Consider the following 19,467-nt stretch of genomic DNA (forward strand, 5'->3'; position numbering starts at 1 on the left):
GAGTGCTGGAGTCGCTTAATCTTCTGGATAATCTCCGTCACCCTTTCTCCTGTTACCCGCTCCATACGGTAATCCGCAACCGTATACCCGGGAGAAAGGCCCTCACTGTCATCTCTGCCAGCAGGTAATCGTAATAGCTCGTTCCCCTTAAAGCCTCAGTATATGACGCATCCTCGGTATTTCTTTCAAATACAGCCGCCTCCAGCTCTTCTGTAGCAGCCAGCATGGATTCCTTCCAGATGCTTTCCGGATAGGTAGAAGCATACAGGTCTGACAGTGTTTTCAGGGTATCATATCCAACCCAAACCGCAATGGAATAATATGGCGTTGCGCCGCAGAACCAGCTGTCCTTGCTGTCATTTGTCGTCCCCGTCTTAGCAAAGGCTTCAATGTCTGACGACCGTGACCAGCGGAGGCTGGATGCCGTCCCGTTTGTGAGAACCCCTTTCAGGATATCCACCATGTCATCTGCCGCTTTATCCGTATAGATTTCCCTCGATGACGGCTCTTCGTAAATCTCATCTCCGTGTGAATCCTTCATGGACACGATACAGGTAGCATTCACATGGTCGCCGTGGTTGGCAAGGGTGCTGTAGGCCTCCGCCATTTCCACAGTTGTTACCCCGTAGGTCAGGCTGCCCAGAGAAGATGCGTCGTAATAATCATCTGGAACAATCTTGGCAAAATGCATATTTGTCACAAAGCTTAAAGCATATGCGGGTGTCAGCTCGTCAAAGATTTTCCAGGCAACGCCGTTTTGGCTTCTTTCCACCGCCCTGCGCAGCGTCATTTTTGTTCCGGTCAGGGACTGAACATCCACTCCCGGCTCTCTGGCCTTTGACACATTGATATTCTCAACCGTGCTGGAAGCCGTATACCCTTCCATCAGCGCCTGTGTATAGACCGCAATCGGTTTAAATGCGCTTCCCGGCTGCCGGTAGCTCTGGTAGGCCCGGTTCAGGCCATACATGCCGTCTGTCTCCTCCTGCGTCCTCTCCCCGACAATCCCGACCACTTTCCGTGTCTCATTGTCCACGACGGTGACGGCGCCCTGGAGTGCATAAATTCCGGTGTCCTCATCCAGCTCGGTGTTGAAGGACAGCTGCTCATCCAGAATCTCCTGAAGTGACGCGCTTAAATCCGTATCAAGGCTGGTGTAAATCTGGCAGCCGCCCGTATACAGCTTGTGTTTGTAGGCCGTATAGGTGTCATTATAGACTTCCTGATAGCTTTCATATTCCTCCATTGTATCCCACTCATACTCGAACCGAAATCCGTCCAGCTCCATAAGATACCGTATGGCACAATCTGCCGTATAGGTGGTTTCATAGTCGTTATACTCATAGGTCGGCTTCTGGATATGGGTCTCCTCTGAAACGGCAGCCGAATACTCTTCCTCCGTGATAAAGCCTACTTCCAGCATGTCGCCCAGGATTTTGTCCCTCCGTTCCAAAACCCTCTCCGGATATACATACGGGTCATAGTAGGTAGGACTGTTGAGAATAGCGCAGAGGTAAACACACTCAGAAAGAGTCAGCTCATCCACGTCCTTGTCAAAATAAGCCTTTGCCGCTCCGGCGATCCCGTAAATCCCATTGGCGTAGCAGATGTTATTCACATAGAATTCCATAATTTCTTTGGAGTATTTTTCGGATAACGCCAGGGCCAGGAAGATCTCTTTCCCTTTTCTCTCTATGCTCAGCTCATGCGTCAGGTATACATTCCGGGCAAGCTGCTGGGTGATGGTGGAAGTGCCGTGTACCTCCTCACCTTTGCTCGTGATATACCCGATTACAACACGGACAATGCCTTTCAGGTCAATCCCGGAATTCTCCCAGAAGGTCCGGTCCTCCACTGCAATGAATGCGTTCACAACATCTTCCGGGATCTCCTCGTAAGGAATGTATTTCTGGTCTGCGGATTCCCGGAGTGTGGCAAGAACTGTACCATCACTGTCGTAAATGGTGGAGGATTCGTTGATCTGAAAACTGGCTGCAGTGCTCTCCTCCACTATCCGGTCCGCGTCCACTTTCCACTCAATGACCCGTGGCAGAACAATAATACTGGCCGCCAGTAGTGCTGCAGCAGCGAAAACAGCACAGGCTGCCAGCATGTCTTTCAGAAATTTCCCCAGGCAATGCAGAAGCAGGGCGAAAAACATGCTTGCCCGGTATGCGGCAGGGGACATGGTTTTCCGTTTTTTCTTCACCCGTTTGTACAGGGGCTGCTTTTTTCTTTTCTGTTTCCTCCCTTCAGGTGCTGCATGCTCCTGTCTGGGATGGGCGTTCCTTCGGGAAGATTTTTTGTATTCTTCGAAATAGAGCTCGTCATCTTCAAAAAGCTTTGCCATGACAGTCCCTCCTGTGTTCTGTTCCTTCTACTTTCGGAATCAGCTATCTGCAATCTTTTCGTTCTCATAACCAAACTTTTGTTCCTTTTTCCAAAAATCCAAAAATTTAATTTAAAAATAGCTGTGATGGAAATGGAATATGCCCTCTCAAGCAAGGGGGGCTGAGGAGATGAACCACTATGGATAGGAGCTTGGTTAGGCCGCTGCGGGAGAGGAGCGTTTCTGGAGGGGGTGGGTGTAAGCCGAAGGAAAGATTTTTTTGCGGCTGACACCTACAAGGATCATACAAATATATATACATACATATAACATACAAGTATATATATTATATTATTATATATATTATATAGGGGTCGGACCGTACCCATTTTAGGCCGGCTGTGTACCCTGTTTAGGCCGGCCTGCGTACCCTGTTTAGGCCGGCACCGTACCCATTTTTGTCCGGCTGGACATTTTTTGTGTCCATTTTATGTATTATATATACATTATTTTCCTCATTAAAAAGCATGCCGAAAGCATCCTCCGTACCCATTTTAGTCTTGCCTGTGTACCCATTTTAGGCCGGCTGTTCACTCCTGTTTTGATCCGATTTCAGTCAATTTTTACGAAAACAGCTTCTTTATTCATGTTTATTTCATCCCTCTGGTCATTTGTACAATTTTGCGAAGCGTTTAGCGGCATAGCGTACCCATTTATGGGCGGCTTGCCCTCAAAACCGTCTAAAGAATGATTTCTACTCCTTCTGTTTTCCCCTTTTCTCCTTTGATTATCCGGTAATTTAAAATATATGCGTTCTCGATAAATGAATCCACGATTGCGCATACCGTATTGTGAATCGTTCCTCTTTTCTTCCGCCAGTTTGAATAATTTTCTTCTGAATATCCAAGATAAGCAAACATTCTTGACCTTTCCCCTATTTTTTTATCTATCCTGTCGTAAATTATCTTTTTGGCCGACACATTGTTCCTGGCATTTTTCATGGTTTCAATCCGGACCAGCAGATATCTCTTGATTAAGATTGTCTCTTTTGTGTTGAACTTTTCTACCTCAAGCAATTTGACCGGGTAGCACAAAACCTGCTGTATCTCCTTGGCGTAGGTATAGAGAATGGGCTCATCCAGAAGCTCATACCCGAAAAAACTCCTTTATGATACGGGATCATCACCTGAATACAGTTCATTTGGAGAAGGTGGCCCTGCTTTTTAACTGTGCTGTCCGGTGGGAGCAGATTCCGCTCTACATACTCTCTGGACATGTCAACCATTGCTACAATACGCATTAATTTATTCAGGCTGTCTGTAATATCCCTGACGGATTTTTCATTCACTGTCTGCCCGCTGTCTTTTCCTGTCATCATCCGCAGCAGCATGCCTGAGGTGAAAATCGTACAGCCGTGCTCATACAGGGTGCAAACCGCATCCATAACCGCCATATCATAGCCTGTGATATTGTTTGAGCTCAAAACCAGGTTGTCATCGTCCAAAGACAGTCTCAGAGAAGTATAAACTTCCGGAATCACTTCAAAGTTAGTCTCTTTCCCGTTGACCAGTATCGGATACCTTGTATCTGACAACCGATTCGCAATCTTCGTGTTATTGATAAACCCGATGTTCACCATTGGCATTGCTGCCGCCTTCTTTGTCTTTTCCTTACCCATTTCTTTTCTCCTTCCCGGGGTTTCTAGTGTTTACGGCTGAAATATGTCAAAAAAACATTTGTAAACAAATAACGGCGCCCGCAAATGGCATTGCAGGCACCACGAAATCTTAATTTTATACGTATAAAACGTGTCAGCGGCACGGAAGCAGCAGCGAAGGGAGCTTCTCCTCTTTTACCGGGAACACCACCGCCGCAGGGCAGAGGTTTTTTACATATTCCTCCATCTGCTGCCGGCAAAGGACTGCCGCTGCCTTTGATTCCATGGAAAGCCGCAGCACACTGGATAAATGGATCTGCAGCATATTTATGACAGGCAGCCCGCTTTTCTCTTTCACATGCTCAACCAGCCGTTTAATCTTTTCCCGGTCGCCAAATGTCAGAAGCCGGATTCCCACGGCTGTATCTACAAAGCCGTTTTCCGGTATAAACCACATATTCATGTCCGGGGTGATTGCAGAAATACTCTGAGCGCCTATCGCCTTTTCTTTCCGTGACTGATTATTTAAAATCTCATCCAGCATCTCCGGCTTCCCGATGACCACCGGCATAATCTCTCTTTCCCGGTATGTGTTTCTGAGTAATGTACATACCCTTCTTTCCACAGCCTCCTGGTATCGGATGTTCCGGTCACCCATGTAGTAAAAAATAAAGATTCTGCTTTGACTCATGGCAAGTGCAGACATGCGGGAGCCCTGCATCTCCCCAGGATGCAGCTTTTTGAATTCCAAAGGCCCATACACCAGGAGCTCCCCGTCACGAACAGCCGGCTCAAGAATCCGTTCCTCCGACACAAGCGGGGCTTTTCGTACCGGGATAATCTGTCCTCCTGCAATCTGGAGCAGATAAAGTGTCATGGACACATCATATTTTCTCTGCGCCGTACTTTTCGACATTCGGTTCGCCTTCTGGGCTTCTACTGTCCCAGGCGCCAGTATTTCAATCTTCTCGCAGCCTTTGGATAGAATGTGGAGCATACGAGGAGATTCACCATATACGGTTTCTACTTCTTTTTGCTTACCCAGTACTGACAGTACATTGGTGTAACGTGTTTGACTTCCACAGATAGATAATGCAGCTTCTCTGCTGACCATCCCGGAACTCATTGCGGCCAGCAGAAGAATATTCGTTTCCGCGTTGCCAATCCGGCGAAGAACCTCTTTCTCTCCGGGAGGATTATACGTGAAATCCATCTCTCCATACCGGCTCCACTTAAGTCCTTTTACCCATTCCGCAATCTCCTCTTTTTCACCTTCAGGCACCTCTTTTGCACTGGTGTCATTATGTTCAGGAGTATAATATATCAGCAGGTCTGACAAGATTCTGTTTGCACTGGGCCGGTCAGCTACAGTCAGGTAATCTACCACCCACTCTGTCGCAAGCATCCAGGCTGTATTTCTTGCTTTCCTCCACAGTCCTGTCTCCAGATTTTCTGTAATCCAGATATATTTCACACGGTTATCTTTTTGATCCGTTAACCGATAGACATACATTTAATCCCCTCCCTTATCTTCTGATGAACGGATTTTTCTTAAAATTTCAGCCAGCTTTTCCACAGGGATAAAGCATAATCTGTCAAAGAGTTTTTCTGCCTGTACATCTATCTCCTGTGCGAGTGTTCCTCCCGCCGTAATGTACCTGAGGTATCTCTTTTTGGCGGGGTGGTAGTCAGAAAGACACAGGAGTGTATCTGATATCTCAGTCTCTCCCCTGGAAAGAAGGTCCAGGATAACGCTCAGTTCTCCCTCCTCGTACTCCGTTACCGCATAGATGGCAAGAATTGCAAGCAGCTCTTTCTCCTTCTCTCCAACCTGCTCTGCAAATCTTTCAAGTGCCTGCATGGATATTCCACTTACCTCATAATGTGGTGCAGAAACTGAACATTTCCTGTGTTTCTGCGTTATCTTTTGTGAAACCATACACTCTTTCTGGATACTCTCTTCCTGTTCCAGGAGTTCTTTCAAAAAACTAATTTCTTCATCTTCTCCCATTTCGTTATCTGGGAAATTTCTCTCCTCACAGGGAGCAGTATTCCTCCCTTTTATCGGCTCTTCATCTCTGTAGGCGTATTCTTTCCCCGTAATACTGATAACTTTCTCCATTTTCTTTGCACCTCCCGATATTCCCTTATTACTTCTGTTTAACCCATTTTCTCTCTTTCCTGTCTTTTTCTATCAATTCCGTTTGTGCGGGAGCTGATACAAATATTGCTTACAATCGATTTATGTGGGGTATGCTTTCAAGCTTCGCTCCTTTTCAAAATCCAACGGAATATCTGTTTGTTTCAAAAGGCTCTCACAGGGCTCCGTGTTCTTCTTCCTGGAGTTTCCAAAGCGGCACGAATATATTTAATCAGTTTTTATGGGGGATGCTTCAGGCTTCGCATTTACATGCCTGTTTCTATCCATCTCTTTTTTGTGATTATCTGATATTCCCGAAATACAATATGGGGGTATATCTTTCCCTGGATGCAGGGGTTCCCTTTTGTGTATGGGAGCAGTTTTCCACGCATCAGATTCCTGAAGATTGCGGATTACGGAGCGTGAGATAAGAGCATTCCTGAGTAATCACCTGGATTCAGGAGGTTCCTGGAAGGCAATGGAAAGTGTATATATCTGCAGGAGGATTGCGATTCTTTTTATTCCTCAAGGACGCGCAGGAGTTTTCCTGTGAGCAGGGGTGACCAGATGCGCTGTAAGAAGAATACTGTATATTTTGTGGGGGCTATTACTGTGATACAGGAATGGGAGCAATTCCGCACATTAGCTTACTGTTGAAATGGGATAACTGTCGTGCGGGATAATCCTGTCTACTGCATTTTTTATCAGTCTGTATCCTTGAGATTACGGAGTATAGTATTTTCTTAAAGTACACTGTAGAATCGCGGCAATTCTCAGTACACCTCGGTACTCCTAAAACACATCTGGTTATTTCCCGGTATTTCTCTGTTCTCTCAACGTTCCCTATCTTTGATTTTCTGGTCCGTCCCGTGTCTTCACTGTATCCCTCGGAGAATATTACCGTGGATATCTGTCCCTGTTTCTCGGGGAAGGAATTTACTATTATCCAGGGAATAAGAGGATGTCTGTATGGGAGGGGGCATAGGCTGTGAAGAGGAGTTTTTTGATGTACTCGGGGGAAGAAGATTTTCGCAGATAGGTGAATATGGAATCCCCTCGTCTGTGAGTATCATCTTACAGAACGTGCTCAGGGGTATGAGATATATGGTGGATAGATGATTTCTATATCCCTTCGCCTGTGGGAAGACGGTTTCTGAAGGTGCTCAAGGGAAGGAACTTACTGTATGGAAGAGTGTCCTGTTTCCTTTCGCTTGTGGAAATGAGGTTTATGAAGAGCTCAAGGGTATGTGAGATACTGTGAGGGCAAGACCACTATATCCTCTCGCATCGGAACAGAAGTCTCTGAAGATATCTGAATAGCACATGGGTATACGCAGTTTATTCCTGTTTATCCTTGTTTCCTTTCACTTACGTGGAATGAGTTTTCTGATAGAGTTCAAGGGAAGGAGCTTACTGTATAGAAGAGTATTCTATTTCCTTTCGCGCGTAGAAATGAGGTTGCTGAGAAAGCTCAAGGGTATGTGGAATACTGCGAAGACAATCCCACTGTATCCTTTTGCATGCTGAAATGAAATTTATGAGAAGCTCAAAGGAAAGAAATTACTGCGTGGAGAAGAATCTGTTTCCTTTCGCTGGCAGAAAGGAGATTATCTGGATATGCTCAGGGGAAGGAGTTGTACAGAGAATAGATAATTCCTGTTTCCCTTCGCTTTTGGAGAGAAGTTTTTCTGATATGCTCAAGGGAAAGAGATTATTGTGTGGAGAAGTATCCAGTTTACTCTCGCTTGTCAATGCGGTTTTCCTGAAGGTGCTCAGGGGAATGAGATAACTGTTAAAAGATTTTTTCTGTTTCCCTTCGCTTTTTTATTATTGACAAATATCTCATTTGAGTCTCCCTCTAATATTTCAAAAAAAGGTTGTTGGAAGCAATGAAAGTTGAATCGTTGACCAATTACTTCGTTCAAAATCCACTTTCTTAAATTTTAGAAAAATCCACTAAATATGCCTGTTTCTTAATATTTTATAATTCAAAAAGTTCCTGACAAAATGCACTCTTTGTTTTACTGGAAATGTCACTTTCTTTTTAGTCAAAATGAAGGTGACATTTTTAGATATAAAATGGTTTTTCTGGCGAAAAATAAGCTTCCAGTTTACGGATGGAGATTAAGACAAAAACTCCATCGGTGAGAATCGTTCTGTTCATGAGAAAAACAAATCTTTCACCATGACTCTTCTGCTTTATTCTTGTTAGACACATTATTTAATACGTATTAAATATGTTATAATTTTGCTAAATCCAGCATTCTATAAAAATGAAATTATCACATAATACGTGTTAAATGAAAATATCACGTATTAAGTTGCTACATTACGTGTTAAATGACTAATTTTTCTGTGGCAATTCAGCTCCATGTTCATAGACATCATTCTCTTCCTTCCCGCCGCTCTTTCTCAAGGCAGATTGAAAAGTAGCAACTCCATATTGAATAAGTAAGTCTAATTTCAGAAGTTTTCCACGCACTTCCGTTGGGGCTGGGGGTGTATTTTAAATCTGTGTATTTACTTCTTTCATTACAAATTGCAAACCTGTGGTCAATCTGTCAATATCAGCAGTAGTTTCCTTCAGCCCCTTGCAACCATATGCAGTCACATGCTAAAATCTAAAATATATTACTTAAAGTCATTTCATTCCTATAAGGAATCAGAACAAGCAGTAATTGACTACATGGATTATCATGCTAGTCCACGAAATTAAAAACGTTTTAATTGTATGACACCTCTACAGTATAGACACTATCTGCAAACAAAAACCACATAAAAATATCTCCAACTGTACAATTACGGTTGGAGATACAAAAACTTTTTGTTTTTCATCTGTCTACTTGACAGAGAGCAGTTCACATCTTAGTGCGACAGCCCCTTTTTCAGTCACTTTAATTCGTATAAATTACTATTGCATTGCATCAGTACCGCAAACCGTTTCAACCAATGTAATTGCATAATCAAAGGCATTTCTTTCCACAATTTTTTTTGTCACAAATATACAATATATCATAGTCCAAATAATCAGTCCCCAAAATATGCTATATTTCGGTAACGGATTCAAAAATACTTCTTCTAGCTGAAATTCTTCAATACTAAAAAATTCCTTAATAATTAATACCACATACATCACAACCGCAATCTTTTTACAACCATATAGGTTTCTCCAGTAATTATATTTTTTCAATTCTTGATATACTCTTGGGTAGTCATTACGATTGGAATTAGCGTATACACGTAAATCCTTCACCGCATTGATGTATTTACTATCACTCAAGGTATCCTGTTCTTCTTCATCTAATGACATTGGTAATTGGTATTGCTCGCCTTTATCATTAAACCATTTATGATATTTCGTTTTAGACATTTCGTCAATTCTATCATCAGAAAATCGCATTACAATAGTTGTCGGCATACCTTTCAGTCTTTTATACATTTTTTCTTGATAAGATTTTCCCCATTCTCTAACAACTCTTGCTAAAAAATAAAGAAGCGCTGCTGCAATTACAAATTCTATGCTAGCCTCCGTCCATTCTCCAGACAACGCCCCATGACATAATGCTAATACCAATATTGGTAACACCATTATAATTGCCGGCGCCACTTCTGCCATCATGGTAAAATCATCAAAAACTCTCTTCATTTGTCTCCCCTTTAAACTATTACACGATCAAACGCAATCCGTATAGCCTCCATAAAATCCTTTTCTCGGTTTCGATATAATATTCTTTCAGATTTTGATGTCTTAAATCCAAAAACCCCAATATCACGAATCACATTTGAATCATACTCTCGTCCAGCTATTACTTCCCGTTCCTGTTTCGCATAATACAACTGTGCAGAGCCATTAAAGCTCTGCATCTGTTGCAAAAGTTTCTTATCTAAATCCACCACTAGTTTGCATGTGTTGGCCACCACGAAAACGCCTTGCGCTACGCACGGAAGTTCACATAACGCTACAACAATGTAATTATGCGCCGTGATATAAGTTCCATTTATCCCATCTCTAGTAATACATTGATAATATTCAAAAAGCCCCTTGGATGACAGACCTAGCTTCTTCTCCCACGAAATATACTTATCCCCAGATACTTCTTTGATATATTGCAGGCGTGCTCTTCTTTCTGCCACATTCTTATCAATGTCAGCACCTACAATCCAAACCACCCAGTCTTACCCCCGCAGTGTTCTTGTGACCAACACCACGACTCACTTTTTCCTTAGGAAGCTCAACAATGCCCTCTTTTGTATTGTGCGCCGGTGTAAACTTTTCTTGCTTCATCTTTTTTACCAGTTTGTCTGAACCACCACTATTGTATCCAGAACCGGTATTATCTGAGATCAAAAACTCCTTACAATAAGGATCCTCCAAACTGTCGAAAATCATTTGTGCATCATCAAGCTGACCATGATGGGGAAGTTGGATGATATCATAACTTTCGATATCATGTATGTACTTAGGTGTTGCATCACCACAAAGTAACACTTCCATTCCATCATCCAAAGTGCATTTCACTTGAATGCTGGCAGCATTCATAACCGTTTCCCCGTCAATAGTTCCTTGACCATCCTCTTCGATAGCCTTAGCAACCACCGGAATAAACTCCTCTTTTGTCGGCCCAACAACCTGTCCTAATCCTACATCTGTATCCGGAAGCGCACTTTTAACGGTATACCCATACTCTTCTGCTGTAGTAACAATCTTCGCAATATTCTCAAATACCTCAAGAATATGTTCGCACGTTTTATTTTTTTTTCTTCTTCCATCATCCAACATCTTGTGGATTTCATCTACATCTTTTAAATACAAATGAGTATAGAGAGTTACTGTCCAGTTTCCCTCATTCAAATGTTCCATTAATTTTACCACTCCATCGGAATGGTCCGAATCATCGTGGGATACTACAATCGAAACATCTGATATTCCTGTATTCTTTTTCAGGAATTCTTTCACCTCATCAGCATGTCTTTCATGCCCACAATCATAAATCATCAGTTTGCTCCCACTAAATCCCAGAATGCAATCTCCGAATCTAGTATCCTTGTCGCCATCATAATGGCTCAATGCTCTTACTTTCATATAAAAAGCCTCCTTTGAATTATTTTTGCAGCTCAAAGAAGACCGATGTTTTCAAACAAACGTTCCGAATTGTCAACCTGTCCAACCCATGTTATAATATGTTTGCCTAAAGATTATATATAACATGTAATCAAGATTGAACCGGTAGCGAATGTATGAATAGCTATCGGTTTTTCTTTTTCCAGCTCTAGCACTCATTTCGTCAAAGCGCTAATAATAGTATATTCCTGTCTTTTTTATTTGTCAAGACGCTTCGAAAATATTTTCTGTTATTTTTTTAATTTGTATTTTATTTCGGTAATATTTGACTTTTACTATTTTTGTGATATAATATAAGCATCTATAGGAGGGACACATATGAGTGACTTTTTTTCTTTAAAAACAGTTCAAATAACACCCGAACTGGGTATGGCTTTAAAAAGCTTTAGAATAGAAAACGAAGTAACCGCTACATCTATCGTTGAAGAATTTTCCAAATCCTCTAGTTACATCACCAAATTAGAAAAAGGAGAAATAAAAAAGATTGATGGAGAGTTTTTCTTAAAACTATGCAACTATATTACTAAAACAGAAAATGGACTTTCTATGTTTCTTTCCAAACTTAGTCGTGATTTTCGAGAATATTCATCCGAAACCCAAATAACTATAATTAATATTGATGATCTGCTAATTGACCACACTGTTTCTCCCCAATTAATCTCCGATATTAATAATTATTTGGAAAGCCATGATATAAGCATCGAACAATTAGTAAACAAAATTAATGCAAATGAAGATATCCAAAATAATATAGATTTCGAAACTGCTCCCAAAAATGAATGGATTGTTTCCGGCAATAGCAACAACGAAAAAAACTATATCATAAAATTAGATATCCCGCGTTCTTATATTGAAAATCTTCTTGCCGGGAAAATAACCACCATTCATTTTGTAATAGGCAAAGCGATATTATACTCACTCTATCGATTAGGTAATGAAGATGATGCCGCCACCTTGGCCAACAGCAAATTGCAAATCAATAATATAATTCATTATGTTCGTCCTAATTACATCGCCTTTAATGATGAAAACATGGATAATTTATTTGGCGGATTACCTGTTGAAGCATCTGAAGCACTTCAATTTATTACCTCAACCTTGAAGCTTGTTACAAATCTAACAAAAGAAAATGATTATGGCCCAAAACGCATCCAACAAATCAAGGCCAACCTAGAGTCTGATCTTGGTTTTGCATTTGCTTTTATGTCTCTCAACATAGAAGAACTGGCGCCTAAAAGCAAAGCAGTAAAAGAAAAATTTTTAAAAGAACTCAAAACACTAATTGAAAAATATTCTCTAGCAGATGCTGGACTAGATACTTATGACTAAATAATTATTTTATTTCTATTTCTACATAAAAAGAGGGTAGTAAAAATGGAATTACCCCCATTCTTATCACCCTCTTATACTTTACACATTCGTTTCAATTTCTCAATCTCTTCCTGCAATCTCTCCACCTGCCGTCCCAAAAGAAATATCTTCCATTCCATGGCCCGAGCAAAAATCAATCTTCTTGGATTGCGATACGTTACTACCCGCTACTTCTCTAATACACGCTCCAGATCTCCCTCACTCTTTCATTGCTGTAGAAAAACCTTCTGAAAAAGCCGGTTTTTCAGACCAAGTCACAGATGGTTATTGATTCCCCCTCCTCAAGATTTCGGATAAGCGTGATTGTCAGCTTTTCTTTTTCCATACTCTTTTCCCGGTTCTTTTCTACCATTACATCATATCTGGCCATAATTCATCTCATCCTTTCACGATGTCTCGTGTCTTTTCTTCGTATTGTTCCTGTATCTCCTTGTCTCTCGCTTCATGACCAGAGCAGAGCGGATATGCGCCGGCAGCATCTCTTATCGTTCCGTTTCCCGAATGTCCCAAAATATCCTGCTCTTCTGCTAAAGCTGCCTGGAACATCAATTAAATCTATAGTTTTCCAGCCCTGTATCCCAGACATTGCCTGTCCGGTGAATAACAGATTTTCTGTTTCATCGGAACAACAGGAATAAGAAATATGGAAAATGCCCGCCTCATAAACAGGCGGACATTTCATTTAGATTTCTTTATATTTCTGGATAATATTTAATATTCAGAACTGAGCAGGAAGTCTGCTATGTGCATGGTCTTGATTCCTTCGTAATTCCCCCCGGCAAATTCGTCGGTTGTGAGAACATATTTAGGATAGTTGTCGTGTATTTCAAGCAGACGGTCATATTCACGCTTTTCTGTTTTCATAGACTTCAGCTCCTGCGTGACCTGGACATAGATTTTCTCGTTCTGCCTTACGGCAACAAAACCAATCTCACCATCACCAGCTTTCCCCACATAGACCGTGTATCCCCGTCGGCAAAGTTCCAGGTACACAATATTTTCAAGACTGGAAGCTACGCTGTCTGTGTTATAGCCGAGAACGCTGTATCGCAAAGCAACATCGGCAAGGTAAAATTTCTCCTGCGTTTTTAGAATTTCCTTTCCCTTCAGATCATACCTTGAGCAGCGGTGAAGCAAATATGCTTTTTCCAGCTTTTCCAAATAGCTGTAAACCGTTTCATTATCGAGAGAGCGTCGTTCCGATTTCAGGTAATCCGCAATCGACTTTGCCGAAAAGGTGTTTCCAACATTGTTGAAGGTATATTTTACAACGCGCTCTAACTGGTCGATTTTCCTGACCTGATTTCGCTTTACAATATCCGAAAAAATCGTGGAATTGTATATATCCCGGACAATCGTATAAATTTCATCCTGAGAAAGCTCCTGCAAATGGGTCGCTGGAAATCCGCCCAGACGAACATAATTGACAAGCTCGGCCCTGGGCTCTTTGACGGAAGTGAACCTGCTCCTAAACATCAGATATTCATCAAAAGACAGCGTGAAAATGCGGAACGAAATATATCTTCCGGTAAGATAGGTTGCTATTTCAGAAGACATCATTCTGGAGTTGGAACCTGTTACATATATGTCAACATCAAAATCCGATGCCAATGAATTTACAACCTTTTCCCAGCCCTGGATTTCCTGAACCTCATCCAGAAATAAATAGGTTTTTCCTTTTGATGAGAGCTTTCCTTTTAATTGAGCGTACATCTGCATTGCCGTCATATCTTCGTACTCCATAGAATCATACCGGCAGCTTACAATGCGCTCAGATGAGATGTTCCGCTCCGTTTCAAGCCGCTCTATTATCATTTTCAGCATTGTGGATTTTCCGCAGCGGCGCACACCCGTGAGTATTTTTACAAAGGGGGTATCTACATAGGGCATGATTCTGTCTACATACAAAGGTCTGTAAATCATCGTAACCACCTCCATTTGCAAATAGTATATCGCAAAATCCTCAAATAATCAATTAATTTGCGGTTATAAACCGCAAAACTTTTCAATATTTATTTTAAACTTTATTCAGATATTCTAAGACTCTGCTTCCTATCTTTGTAACACAGATACCATTCTTTTTGCGTTCTTAAAAAGATCGACCCGTGGCCTTCTGGCAACCGCCCCACTCCATGCCCATGTTGACAGTATCCTGTTCCTGCACTATCCTGTTAATCTCCACCAGTACTCAAAATAATGAATGTGAGATTATACAGACTCTATCGAGTTATGAAATTTTCCGCCTTTATCAGCCATTCCTTCTTTATTTCCCATAATACTGCCTGCGTGCTCACTGGCGCATCCTCTTCACCCTCAATTCGATAGGTAATATCAAATATCTTTTCCCAGCTTTTCAGTTTCTCCGTCTCAGAACAATTTTCTATTTTTCCATCTTTTGAAAATCTGAGCGGTATATCGTTAAGGACAAAATGCCAATAATCAAAATCTGAAAGCAAAATATGTTTTTCCGGCACATCTATGGTAAGCAAAGTAATCGGTGTCCCTTTCTCCCCACAGCCTCTCCCATGCGTTCTCATATCGGGGCGTTTCCGTTTCCCTTCCCACTGATACCATGCCCATACCGGATATACAATACCTCTCGGCGGATCCCCTATCCTTTTTATCATTTGCTCTGCCATCCACCGATACGATTCCCTGAAATCATCAAGGCATGGCGAATGCTGCCCATCTGCCTGAAGAGTCCCTGTATCCATCATTTTCTTATACGCGTCCCGATGCTGTATCGTCCATAAGAGCATCTTGCTTCTCCATTATTAGGCTTCACGATTTCAACAAGTACAACCATAAGGCTATTATATCTGGTCAGTCTCGTTTTCCGTGAATCGATTTTATACGCTGCCACCATGCCGCCTTTTTACTTCAAGACTATCCATGTTCCCTTTCGGTCAGACCCACTACGCCGGATAAATCCTCTATCCTTTAATTTTTTTATTGTCCGACTAACAGTGGATTTAGAGACTTCCGCCAAACCAGCAATCTGATCTGCAGATAAACCCGGATTGCGCCAAATCACTTCAAAAACTGCCCTCTCATTCTTATTCAATGCCTTGGTTACACTGTCATTTTCAATGTCATTTACATTGTCATTTTGACTATCATCCAACTCTTTCTTCACAAAATCCGGATGGAAGAAAAGAGTAGTCGCAAAATAGGTGCGCTCCTCATCCGTTTCAAATAACGGCTCCGGAGAACCATTATTACGCAGAGCATTGCGAATCTTACGGAATCCGGTATTGCGTCCTTCTGTCAAGTGCATTTCCTTCAAAAATTCACCAATCCGGCGGTTACGGTACCGGCGGCTGAACACGCGGTACTCACGCAGTCCTTCCTGACTAATAGACCGGTCCGCACCAGGATGGCTAACAATAATCATTCGATCCGGCTCTACACGTACCTCAATCGGTTCCCGTACATCATATCCCTTATGATAGACGGCGTTCGAGAGAGCTTCCTCCACAGCCGCAAACGGAATATTGAAAAATCTCCTGGCTTCTGCTATGCCGTCTACTTTGATGACCTGCTCCTGTATGATACTGTTCCTGATATATAACAATGCCTCCCGAAGCTGCTGATGAAGCGGTCCTTTGAATGTCTTTTCCCGAATCCGATCTCCAGTATCATCTGGAAACTCTACCACATCAATCTGAGCATAGGGGAAGAAGCGTTCCGGTTCCAGACTGAAGAACATTAAACCTACGTTTTTGGGTTTTGTATATTCCGGCAGAGTACTGATGATATTCATGCTTTTGCACAGATCCACAAAATCCATACTCTCCGACTCCTGATATAAAGAGCTTCCTATTTCCTTCAGATAACTTTGAATCAGTGTGATATTCAGATCCGCCAGCTCTGCCTCGTGGTTGACACGATCATCAAAGGGAATGTTGTTAGCCAAATTATACAAATCCCTCTTTTCTGCTTCAGACGGAACGATAGTGCTGGCCATTTTGCGAATATAATAAATTCTTTCTCTATTATCTTTACTCATATTTTTTGGCGCGGAATACGGCCTGGAATTTCCGCCCGGCGCCCAGACCACAATAAACTTTTTTCCCTCATAATCTGCCACTTCCACAATAGGAAGATACTCCGGCTGGATCAGTTTACATTTATTGAGCATGTCCTTAAGATAACCATCTATTTTCTCTGCCGGCACACCCTGCAGCGGATACTCAGGCCGTCCGTTCTTCTCCCGGACACCGATTACAAGATAACCGCCGCCCCAGTTATCTATATCATTTGCAAAGGCGCAGATGGTTTTCAACGAAGCCTCTGCATCCCATGTTTCTTTAAATTCTATTCTCGCCCACTCTACTACATTTCCGGAAAGCAGGGTCTTTATATTGGTTGGCACCGCCATTCCATTACCTCCTCATTATTCGGCATTGCCTTTATGTTAAGCTTCAGTATATTTGTTCTCTTTCATATCTGTAGCATCTTTCTCTTTCTGCTCATATTATATTCAGAATTCGAAACATCAGCAAGAAGATCTTGCTTTTCGCATCCTCTCCTTTAATACTTCTGCACAGAAATGTCTGCAAAGATATATATACGCGGCATTAACATACCACAGCATTTCTTGATATTTTTAAACAAGGTAAATCCCGTGTTCAGGACTTCCTTTCTCTATCATGTAAAACAGTAATAGCATTCAAAATTTTTTTGAGGGGATACGCATCGAATAATTTTCAATATAAATGCTGGCAGCAAGGCACGAACCCGTGGCATTCACGGCGGCACCCTTCTGCCAGCATACCATATGTTCAGGATTTCCTCCTATAATTTTTAATTTTGATTCCTTTTTTAACGAAGGGAATCAAAGGGAATCAAATAGAAATCGCCAAAACCCTTGATTTTACTGGCTTTTTACCGTTTCAGAGGCGGGTTCGATTCCCGTTATCTGCTTTGAACTACTTTTAAAGAATCCCGTATTTACGGGGTTCTTTCTTATTTTTACCCTTAATTGGCAAGGGCATATTCGGTCAGAACAAGGCTGAATTTTTTCATGCTGATCCCCACTTTATCCCAGGAAAGCTTCAAATGTATTAAGACACTGTTGTTCCAACAAAGACGCCGGACAATTTTAGCTACACAGATGCAGCAGAAAGGAACCAACTATGAATAAAATACCATGAAGAAACTAATCACTGAAGAATTCCAGAAAAGAATCTGCAATTATGCACCTGCGGACAGCATCAGGAGCATTAACCGCCAGATAGCAAGTCTCCAGCGGCAGATAAAAATCAGCCAGAACAAAGACCTGACCGCCTCTGTTCCGGCTTTAAAAGAGAAGAACTATCTTTATAACAGATAATAAAATGAATGCTTTTGTCTATATCAAATCTATGCCTGCATCCCGCAGATTTTCTCTGCCGCCCGGTCCATCACACTGCTCTCCCAAACCAGCTTCCGGCCAAGCAGCGCTGCCGCCGTAAGTTCCGGCTCTGCAGGCAGAACCGCAAGAATCCTTTGAGAATTCTGGATTGCCTGCGTCAGCACCTCCCTGCTTGTTTCATCAGTCTTGTTCAGCACATAATATACCGGCTTCTGAAGCTTCTCCCCCAGCTCCCGGATCTTTGCCGCAAGCTGGACTGATTCATAGGAAGGATCGCAGACCATCAGAATCAAATCCACCTCATCGTCCAGACCGCGCCCGAAATGTTCAATTCCGGCCTCCATGTCCAGAATGGCGATCTGGTTTTCCTCAAGCCGCAGATTACTGACAAACTGCTTCATCACCGTCCCCATGGCACAGGCGCAGCCTTCGTTCGCCTGATGAATCTTCCCGCTTACCATCAGCTTTATCCCATGCTTCTCCGTGTAATAATCCTCCGGAATATCACCGATCCTCCACTGCCCCTCAAAAAACTGATGTGTAAAATTAGAAATCATCATATTATTCAGGACTTCCTCTTTTCCTCCAAAAAACCCGGTAAATTCCTCCGGATTTTCCATGCCAAGATGACGGTGCAGCCCGTAATTGGATTCATCAGAATCGATGATCAGAACCTCTTTTCCGGCCGCTGCAAGCCTTTCCGCCAGCAGCGCTACAATAGTGCTCTTCCCGCTTCCGCCTTTTCCACAAACAGATATTTTCACTTTGACACCTCCTCAAGATACAGGGACAGATGTACATCGCCCGGAATCACACAGCCGCACTGCTCACAGACGCTGTCTCCCACAGTCAGTCCGTCCCTCTCAAATACTTCTATCACGCCCCCGCACTTTGGGCAGTCAATCTCTTCAATCGTCGTCATGCCGCGCGCTTCCTGGCATCCGGATAAAATATCACTCATTTTTGCACCTGCTTTCCAACCTTTTTCATATAATCCATTACAATGTCTCCCACATAAGCCACATCCTCTGCGGAAAATGCCGCAGGGAAATTATCCGAAAAGAGAATCTGGGCGGAAGGCGGGTCCCGAAGCTTCTCGCCAGCCGGGAAATACATCTGCCCTGAAACTGACGGTAATATACCTCGCCCCAGGGGAGGTCATGGTAGGAAATCAGCTTCCCGGAACTCATCACCGCGTTCCCGTCCAGAAGATACCGGAGCAGCAGAATCTGAGCGTCTATGTTTTTCTCCAGCATATAGATGCCGTTTCCCTGCTCCTGGTGGCTGATTTGAAATCCCGGATGTGTCACCTGATAGAGCACTCCCATAAACCGAATCAGGAATGCCTGCTCCTTCTCATGAAAGGTAAGACCGGAGCTTTCGCTTATTACCTTGGGAGAGGTTTCCTGATACCGCTTCAGGTAATGACGGTATGGCTGCTGTGTCAGGTTATCCTTCGCATATTCCAGTTTCATGTTTGATACCACCTTTC

General features: G+C 42.6%; 17 protein-coding genes. 2 read left to right on the forward strand and 15 right to left on the reverse strand.

Features of this window, described 5'->3' with window-relative positions; all coding sequences use genetic code 11:
* Positions 1-52 precede the first annotated feature (52 nt).
* From B5E82_RS02800 to B5E82_RS02820, 5 genes are all read right to left on the reverse strand, one after another.
* Positions 53-2,350, reverse strand: coding sequence for a transglycosylase domain-containing protein (locus B5E82_RS02800; protein ID WP_087305880.1), 2,298 nt, complete (start codon positions 2,348-2,350; stop codon positions 53-55).
* Positions 2,351-3,069: 719 nt separating this feature from the next.
* Positions 3,070-3,405 carry a hypothetical protein gene (locus tag B5E82_RS02805; RefSeq protein ID WP_087305881.1) on the reverse strand — a complete coding sequence of 112 codons (336 nt, stop codon included), beginning with the start codon at positions 3,403-3,405 and terminating at the stop codon, positions 3,070-3,072.
* Complete coding sequence (locus B5E82_RS02810; protein WP_087305882.1) at positions 3,393-4,007, reverse strand: hypothetical protein; 615 nt, start codon at positions 4,005-4,007, stop codon at positions 3,393-3,395. Before B5E82_RS02810 ends, B5E82_RS02805 begins: the two co-directional genes overlap by 13 nt.
* Before the next feature lie 133 nt (positions 4,008-4,140).
* On the reverse strand, positions 4,141-5,499 hold the full coding sequence (locus B5E82_RS02815; RefSeq protein ID WP_087305883.1) for a hypothetical protein: 1,359 nt from the start codon (positions 5,497-5,499) through the stop codon (positions 4,141-4,143).
* The gene (locus B5E82_RS02820; protein ID WP_087305884.1) at positions 5,500-6,108 is read right to left on the reverse strand and encodes a hypothetical protein; all 609 of its coding nucleotides are present in this window, start codon (positions 6,106-6,108) and stop codon (positions 5,500-5,502) included.
* 1,585 nt (positions 6,109-7,693) lie between these two features.
* Here B5E82_RS02820 and B5E82_RS02825 point away from each other — a divergent pair.
* The gene (locus tag B5E82_RS02825) at positions 7,694-7,915 is read left to right on the forward strand and encodes a hypothetical protein (RefSeq protein ID WP_140393070.1); all 222 of its coding nucleotides are present in this window, start codon (positions 7,694-7,696) and stop codon (positions 7,913-7,915) included.
* A gap of 1,122 nt (positions 7,916-9,037) precedes the next feature.
* Here the strand turns inward: B5E82_RS02825 and B5E82_RS02830 are convergent.
* From B5E82_RS02830 to B5E82_RS02840, 3 genes are read right to left on the reverse strand one after another with little or no spacing between them, the layout of a single operon-like run.
* The gene (locus B5E82_RS02830) at positions 9,038-9,772 is read right to left on the reverse strand and encodes a hypothetical protein (RefSeq protein ID WP_087305886.1); all 735 of its coding nucleotides are present in this window, start codon (positions 9,770-9,772) and stop codon (positions 9,038-9,040) included.
* An 11-nt stretch (positions 9,773-9,783) separates the two neighbouring features.
* Positions 9,784-10,296 (reverse strand): hypothetical protein, encoded by a 513-nt coding sequence (locus B5E82_RS02835; RefSeq protein WP_087305887.1) that lies wholly within the window; start codon positions 10,294-10,296, stop codon positions 9,784-9,786.
* Positions 10,274-11,209: a hypothetical protein gene (locus tag B5E82_RS02840; protein WP_087305888.1), complete on the reverse strand. Its 936-nt coding sequence runs from the start codon at positions 11,207-11,209 to the stop codon at positions 10,274-10,276. The genes B5E82_RS02835 and B5E82_RS02840 overlap by 23 nt, the downstream gene beginning before the upstream one ends.
* Before the next feature lie 357 nt (positions 11,210-11,566).
* On the opposite strand from B5E82_RS02840, the gene B5E82_RS02845 reads away from it, so the two are divergent.
* The gene (locus tag B5E82_RS02845) at positions 11,567-12,577 is read left to right on the forward strand and encodes a hypothetical protein (protein WP_087305889.1); all 1,011 of its coding nucleotides are present in this window, start codon (positions 11,567-11,569) and stop codon (positions 12,575-12,577) included.
* A gap of 286 nt (positions 12,578-12,863) precedes the next feature.
* Here B5E82_RS02845 and B5E82_RS18615 read toward each other — a convergent pair whose 3' ends face one another.
* The 7 genes from B5E82_RS18615 to B5E82_RS02880 form a co-directional block, all read right to left on the reverse strand.
* Positions 12,864-12,989, reverse strand: coding sequence for a hypothetical protein (locus B5E82_RS18615; protein WP_275533154.1), 126 nt, complete (start codon positions 12,987-12,989; stop codon positions 12,864-12,866).
* 341 nt (positions 12,990-13,330) lie between these two features.
* Positions 13,331-14,542 (reverse strand): ATP-binding protein, encoded by a 1,212-nt coding sequence (locus tag B5E82_RS02850; protein WP_087305890.1) that lies wholly within the window; start codon positions 14,540-14,542, stop codon positions 13,331-13,333.
* A gap of 296 nt (positions 14,543-14,838) precedes the next feature.
* Positions 14,839-15,378: a DUF3841 domain-containing protein gene (locus tag B5E82_RS02855; RefSeq protein ID WP_087305891.1), complete on the reverse strand. Its 540-nt coding sequence runs from the start codon at positions 15,376-15,378 to the stop codon at positions 14,839-14,841.
* 116 nt (positions 15,379-15,494) lie between these two features.
* Positions 15,495-17,000 (reverse strand): RNA-binding domain-containing protein, encoded by a 1,506-nt coding sequence (locus tag B5E82_RS02860; protein ID WP_087305892.1) that lies wholly within the window; start codon positions 16,998-17,000, stop codon positions 15,495-15,497.
* 983 nt (positions 17,001-17,983) lie between these two features.
* Positions 17,984-18,739, reverse strand: coding sequence for an ATP-binding protein (locus B5E82_RS02870; protein ID WP_087164550.1), 756 nt, complete (start codon positions 18,737-18,739; stop codon positions 17,984-17,986).
* Entirely contained in the window at positions 18,736-18,936 is a 201-nt protein-coding gene (locus B5E82_RS02875; RefSeq protein WP_087164551.1) for a hypothetical protein, read from the reverse strand. Before B5E82_RS02875 ends, B5E82_RS02870 begins: the two co-directional genes overlap by 4 nt.
* Positions 18,937-18,973: 37 nt before the next feature.
* The gene (locus B5E82_RS02880) at positions 18,974-19,450 is read right to left on the reverse strand and encodes a DUF3786 domain-containing protein (RefSeq protein ID WP_140393071.1); all 477 of its coding nucleotides are present in this window, start codon (positions 19,448-19,450) and stop codon (positions 18,974-18,976) included.
* Positions 19,451-19,467: the final 17 nt, after the last annotated feature.

It is taken from the genome of Lachnoclostridium sp. An138 (assembly GCF_002160765.1).
GTDB classification, from domain to species: Bacteria; Bacillota; Clostridia; order Lachnospirales; family Lachnospiraceae; genus Laedolimicola; species Laedolimicola faecalis.

What these genes read in the sequence shown, in the direction of transcription:
- B5E82_RS02800 (WP_087305880.1), bottom strand. Translation starts at nt 2,350, where the DNA reads ATGGCAAAGCTTTTTGAAGATGACGAGCTCTATTTCGAAGAATACAAA.
- B5E82_RS02820 (WP_087305884.1), bottom strand. Translation starts at nt 6,108, where the DNA reads ATGGAGAAAGTTATCAGTATTACGGGGAAAGAATACGCCTACAGAGAT.
- B5E82_RS18615 (WP_275533154.1), bottom strand. Translation starts at nt 12,989, where the DNA reads ATGGCCAGATATGATGTAATGGTAGAAAAGAACCGGGAAAAGAGTATG.
- B5E82_RS02850 (WP_087305890.1), bottom strand. Translation starts at nt 14,542, where the DNA reads ATGATTTACAGACCTTTGTATGTAGACAGAATCATGCCCTATGTAGAT.
- B5E82_RS02815 (WP_087305883.1), bottom strand. Translation starts at nt 5,499, where the DNA reads ATGTATGTCTATCGGTTAACGGATCAAAAAGATAACCGTGTGAAATAT.
- B5E82_RS02810 (WP_087305882.1), bottom strand. Translation starts at nt 4,007, where the DNA reads ATGGGTAAGGAAAAGACAAAGAAGGCGGCAGCAATGCCAATGGTGAAC.
- B5E82_RS02845 (WP_087305889.1), top strand. Translation starts at nt 11,567, where the DNA reads ATGAGTGACTTTTTTTCTTTAAAAACAGTTCAAATAACACCCGAACTG.
- B5E82_RS02860 (WP_087305892.1), bottom strand. Translation starts at nt 17,000, where the DNA reads ATGGCGGTGCCAACCAATATAAAGACCCTGCTTTCCGGAAATGTAGTA.
- B5E82_RS02855 (WP_087305891.1), bottom strand. Translation starts at nt 15,378, where the DNA reads ATGCTCTTATGGACGATACAGCATCGGGACGCGTATAAGAAAATGATG.
- B5E82_RS02875 (WP_087164551.1), bottom strand. Translation starts at nt 18,936, where the DNA reads ATGAGTGATATTTTATCCGGATGCCAGGAAGCGCGCGGCATGACGACG.
- B5E82_RS02880 (WP_140393071.1), bottom strand. Translation starts at nt 19,450, where the DNA reads ATGAAACTGGAATATGCGAAGGATAACCTGACACAGCAGCCATACCGT.
- B5E82_RS02830 (WP_087305886.1), bottom strand. Translation starts at nt 9,772, where the DNA reads ATGAAGAGAGTTTTTGATGATTTTACCATGATGGCAGAAGTGGCGCCG.
- B5E82_RS02840 (WP_087305888.1), bottom strand. Translation starts at nt 11,209, where the DNA reads ATGAAAGTAAGAGCATTGAGCCATTATGATGGCGACAAGGATACTAGA.